Consider the following 4968-nt stretch of genomic DNA (forward strand, 5'->3'; position numbering starts at 1 on the left):
AGCTGATCCACCGCCGCCGCTTCCACCGCCTCGCGGCTGAACCACATCGGGTGGTACTCGCCGTTGAGCCATAGCTCGATCATGTCGTCGTAGTGGCGGTGGTAAGGGTGGCCGCTCTGGCCGGTGGGCAGCACACCCTGGCTGGCGTCGAAGTCGCTCAGGTCAATGATCATGCGCATAGACGGATGGGAGCGTACGGCGGCCGGCTCGTCCCAGCTCCAGCCATTGGCGTTGACCAAGTCGCTGCCGCCGTCGGCCGGGAAGGGGCCGCGGTTGACGATGCCCTCAATGGGGCCAATGCCGCTCTCGCCCAGCGGCGTGCTGGCGAACGTCACCTGATGCAGGCTGCCCCACGTCCAGTCGTCCATGTCGCCGCCGCGGTTCGTCTCCAGCCAGGCCACCGCATCAGTCAGCGAGCGCAACAGGATGTCCTCGCGCGTTTCCGTCTCGGCCGTCGTCGTATCATCCCACCAGCGGGCGTCGGGCTGTCCGGCCAAATCGTGGAAGAAGATGGCGCTGTGAACCACGCCCACCTCCTCCATGCCGACGTCATCGGCCAGCACGTTCTGCGCCAGGTGCATATAGAAGATCTCGAACAGCGCCGCCGCTACACTGTCGCGCCGCTCCTGCAAGTCCCAGGTGCGCAGGCGGTCGAGCGCCTCCTGTACCTGCGCGTCATCACTCGACAGGCCGGCCAGTAGCGGCACGAAGCTTTCCGCCCGCAGCGAACGGCTGTCAGAGTGGATGCGGGCGAAGTCGTCGGCGGTAATCTGGCGCTGGCCGATGATCTCCTCGATCATGTCGGTGATGCGCTGGCCGCGGTCGCCGCTGGCCCAGTCGCGGCTGATGAAGTAGGGGAACTGCTCGTCCACCACGGCGTGATTGGCGGTGACGATGTAGCCGCTCTCCGGGTTCAGGATAGCCGGCAATTCCTCGAAGGGGATGTACTCTGTCCACTCGTACTCGCCCGTCCAGCCGGGGACGGGGACCATGCCCTGGCCGTTGGCGCGGATGGGCACGAGGCTGGGCATCTGGTAAGCGATGTTGCCGTCCACGTCGGCGTAGACGAAGTTCTGCGACGGGATGTCCCATGAGCGCAACGCCTCGCGGAACTGCTCGTAGTTCTGGGCCTGGTTGAGGCTCAGCGCCGATTGCAGGATACGCGACGGGCCGCTGTTGGCCGTCCAGCGCATAGCCAGCACGTCGGGCTGGTCTTCCAGCACGTCGCTGATGATGGGGCCGTGCATCGTCTCGCGTACGGTCAACGTCACGTCCTCGCCGCCGTTGACCTTGATGACCTCCTCGATGAGGGTCATGTCGCGCCACTCGCCCTGAAACTCGTACTGGTTGGGGTTGTCGGGGTTGATCTTCTCGATGTACAGGTCTTGCACGTCGGGGCCGACGTTGGTGACGCCCCAGGCGATGCGGTCGTTGTGGCCGACGATGACGCCGGGGATGCCGGCGAAGCTGAAGCCGGCCACGTTCCAGCCGGGCGCGTGCAGCCCGACTTCGTACCAGATGGCCGGCATCTGCACGCCCAGATGGGGATCGTTGGCCAGCAGAGGCAGGCCAGTCTCGGTGTGCTGGCCGCTCACCACCCAGTTGTTGCTGCCTAACTGGGGGCCGCTGCCGAAGGGGCCGGCCGGCGGCCGGCCGATCAGGTCGGTCGAGACGCGCGTCCAGTCTACAGCCTGTTCGTAGTAAGGCGATTCATCGCTGCTCTTCCCATCTGCCGCCAATAGAGCCGACGGCGCAATAACCGGCCGGCGGTCATACGGGTAGCCGGGGATCAACTCGTCCACCGCCTCCTGACCCAGCGCGGCGTAGAGCCGCGCGCGGTCGAGCTCGTCGCTCCAGTTGCCGCCCAGGTCCCAGCCCATGACGACGCCCCAGCCGATGGAGTCAATCGGCTCCCACGGCTCGATGGCCCACGGATCGCCCACCAACCCTAGCACCCGCTGGCTGATGGAGATGTCGTCCTTGTTTTCGGCCAGGTAGGCGTTGACGCCAGCGCTGTAGGCGGTCAGGGCGTTCATGGCTTCCGGCAACTCGCGCTCGTAGTAGTCCATGTTGGCCTGGGCGATGCGGTTCCAGCCGCTCGTGCGGATGAACTTGTCGTTCTCCAGGCCCGCGTCGCCGACGATTTCCGACACGCGCCCGGCGGCGATGTGACGCCAGAACTCCATCTGCCACATGCGATCCTGGGCGTGGACGTAGCCCTGGGCGAAGAAGAGGTCTTCGGGGCTTTGGGCGTAGATGTGAGGAATGCCCCACTCGTCCCGGTAGACGTGGACGGTGTCCTTCAGGCCGTGGCCGGTCAGGGCGACGCACAGCGCGGCCTCGTCGGCCGGGGCGGCTTCGTCGCACGCGGCGGGCGCGCGGACGGCCACCTCGCCGTCCGTCCGGGGGAAGGGGCTGCGGCCAACGGCGACGGCGGCGATGATGGCGATCAGGACCAGCCCGGCCAGGACGCCGAGGATGATGAGCAGGATGCGGGCGGCGCGGTTCATGTCTCCTCCAAAGGTGAGTGTTGGTTCGTAAGCTCCCTATCGCGGCCAATGGCCGGCGCGGATTGGAACGGAATGATAGCGCAAGGCAGCCAACTGTAAAGCAAGACGCAGTCAAAAAGAATTGGCATGCATGGTGAAGAAGAATCTGCGTGATCTGCGAAATCTGCGGATGCTTCTTCTTAATCGCCGCTATAATTGTCCGTCATGCCGATCTCCTGGTGGGCCTTGGTTGGACTATTCGCGGCGCTGCTCGTCAACCGCGCCGCCGACTGCTGGTTAAGTCCCGCGCCGCTGGCTTGCGACCTGACGCGCCACCCGGCGCGGGTGTGGCTGGTGCTGGTCGGGCTGCCGGCGCTGTTCGCGCTGCTGGCGGCGCGCGGCGCGGCGGCCGGCGACGTGGCGGCGGCCGGTCTGTTCGCGACTGTCCTGGTCTTGCTGGCGGTCGTCGATTGGGAGCAGCGGCGGTTGCCGGACGTGGTGGTGTTGCCGGCCATCGCTGTGGCCGTGGTGCTGAGCGAGGAACGATTCGCCGCTGCGCTGGCCGCGATGCTGGCCTTCCTCGTTTTCCTGGGCCTGCGCGCGGTCGGCCGGCGACTCTACGGCCCGGCGGCGCTGGGCATGGGCGACGTGAAGCTGGCCGGGCTGATCGGGGCCGTCGTCGGGCTGCCGGCCACGCCCTACGCGCTGCTGCTGGGCGTGGTGCTGGCCGGCGGCGCGGCCGGGGCGCTGCTGCTGTCCGGCCGCGCCCGCCGCGGCGCGACGTTGCCCTATGGCTACTTCCTGGCCCTGGCCGGGATCGCTGTGTTAGTAAGCAGATGAAGAGGAACACCGAGAGGCACGGAGGAGACACGGAGAGACACTGAGAGGGAGGGAAGTGCTCTTCTCTCAGTGTCTCTCTGTGTCCGCCCTCTGTGTCTCTCTGTGTCCCTCTTCACCCTCTCTTGAGATAGAATTATCAGCATGAGCGAGATCGTCGTCCGCCCTCTAGAGACAATGGCCGAATACACGGCGGCCGAGGAGATCCAGCACATCACCTGGAACATGCCCGACCTGGAGATCATTCCGGCTCACGCGCTGCACGCCATGCAGCACAGCGGCGCGGCGCTGCTGGGCGCGTTCGACGGCGAGCGGCTGGTCGGCTTCACCTTCGGCATCCTGGGAACGGTGGATGTCCCCGGCCGGATCGACCCGGTGGCCGCCGCCCGGCTCAAGATGTACTCCGTCATCGCCGGCGTGCTTCCCGAGTACCAGCACCAGAACGTCGGCTACCGACTGAAGTTCGCCCAGCGCGACTTCGCCCAGCGTATCGGCGTGCGGCTGATCACCTGGACGTATGATCCGCTGGAGAGCCGCAACGGCCGCTTCAATATCGGCAAGCTGGGCGCGGTCTGCCACCGCTACCTGCGCCACTTCCACGGCGACATGAGCGGGCTAAACGCCGGCCTCCAGACCGACCGCTTTGAGGTGGAGTGGTGGGTCACCAGCCAGCGCGTGGCGGCGCGGGCGGCGCAGAAGTGGCGGCCGTTGCGGCTGGAGTCGCTGCTGGCCGGCGGGGCGCTGCTGGTCAACGAGGCCACTTTCGACAACGGCTTGCCCCTCCCGCCGCCCAACTACGTCAGCCGGCCCAGCAACCTGATGCTGGTCGAGATTCCGACCGACTTTCAGGCCATCAAGCGGGCCGATCTGGCCCTGGCCCAGCGCTGGCGGCAGCACACCCGCGACATCTTCGAGGGGATGTTCGACTCCGGCTTCCTCGTCACCGACTTCGTCAGCCATGAAGACCCCAACGGCCGGCCGCGCAGCTACTATCTGCTTGCCCACCAGGACTCCTGACGGAAGAAGAATAATCCGCAGATTACGCAGATTTCGCAGATTATTCTGAACTCTGCGTAATCTGCGAATCATCCCTAAAACCATGAAAATCGAACGCATTGACCTCTATCACATCAGCCAGCCCCTCGTCAGCCCCTTTGTCACCAGTTTCGGGCCGCAGCAGCAGCGCGACTGCCTCCTGACCGCCGTCCATGCCGGCGGCCTGACCAGTTGGGGGGAGTGCGTCGCCACCAACGACCCCGGCTACTCCTACGAGACGGTTGGCACCGCCTGGCACATCCTGAGCGACTTCCTCATCCCGGCCCTCGTCGGCCGGGCGATCGACGGGCCGGAGGCGTTAGGGCCGGCGCTGTCGTTCGTGCGCGGCCATCCGCTGGCGAAGGCGTCGCTCGACCAGTCCTTCTGGGATCTGGCGGCGCAGCGTAACGGCGTCTCGCTGGCGGCCAAGCTGGCCGAGCCTTACGCCGAAGGGCCGCGGCCGCGCGTCTCCGTCGGCGTCAGCATCGGCATCCAGCCGTCGCTGGCGCGGACGGTGGAGGTCATCGGCGAGTATGTGGCCCTCGGCTACCGGCGCATCAAGCTGAAGATCAAGCCGGGGCACGACGTGGCCGTAGGGCGCGCGGCG

Annotated in this window: 3 protein-coding genes and 1 pseudogene; 3 read left to right on the plus strand and 1 reads right to left on the minus strand. The window is 66.5% G+C overall.

Going from position 1 to position 4968, the window contains the following annotated elements; all coding sequences use genetic code 11:
- Positions 1-2510 (minus strand): penicillin acylase family protein (locus ACE3UY_RS11065; RefSeq protein ID WP_374687589.1); only part of this gene is annotated, 2510 nt, incomplete at its 3' end.
- 225 nt (positions 2511-2735) lie between these two features.
- On the opposite strand from ACE3UY_RS11065, the gene ACE3UY_RS11070 reads away from it, so the two are divergent.
- The 3 genes and pseudogenes from ACE3UY_RS11070 to ACE3UY_RS11080 all read left to right on the plus strand — a co-directional run.
- The gene (locus ACE3UY_RS11070) at positions 2736-3329 is read left to right on the plus strand and encodes a prepilin peptidase (protein WP_374687590.1); all 594 of its coding nucleotides are present in this window, start codon (positions 2736-2738) and stop codon (positions 3327-3329) included.
- Positions 3330-3470: 141 nt separating this feature from the next.
- Positions 3471-4343 (plus strand): hypothetical protein, encoded by an 873-nt coding sequence (locus tag ACE3UY_RS11075; RefSeq protein ID WP_374687591.1) that lies wholly within the window; start codon positions 3471-3473, stop codon positions 4341-4343.
- Between the two features lie 82 nt (positions 4344-4425).
- Positions 4426-4968, plus strand: a pseudogene (locus tag ACE3UY_RS11080) (o-succinylbenzoate synthase); the annotation flags it as partial.

The sequence above is a fragment of the Promineifilum sp. (SeqCode) genome, from assembly GCF_041918635.1.
Classification (GTDB): Bacteria; Chloroflexota; Anaerolineae; order Promineifilales; family Promineifilaceae; genus Promineifilum.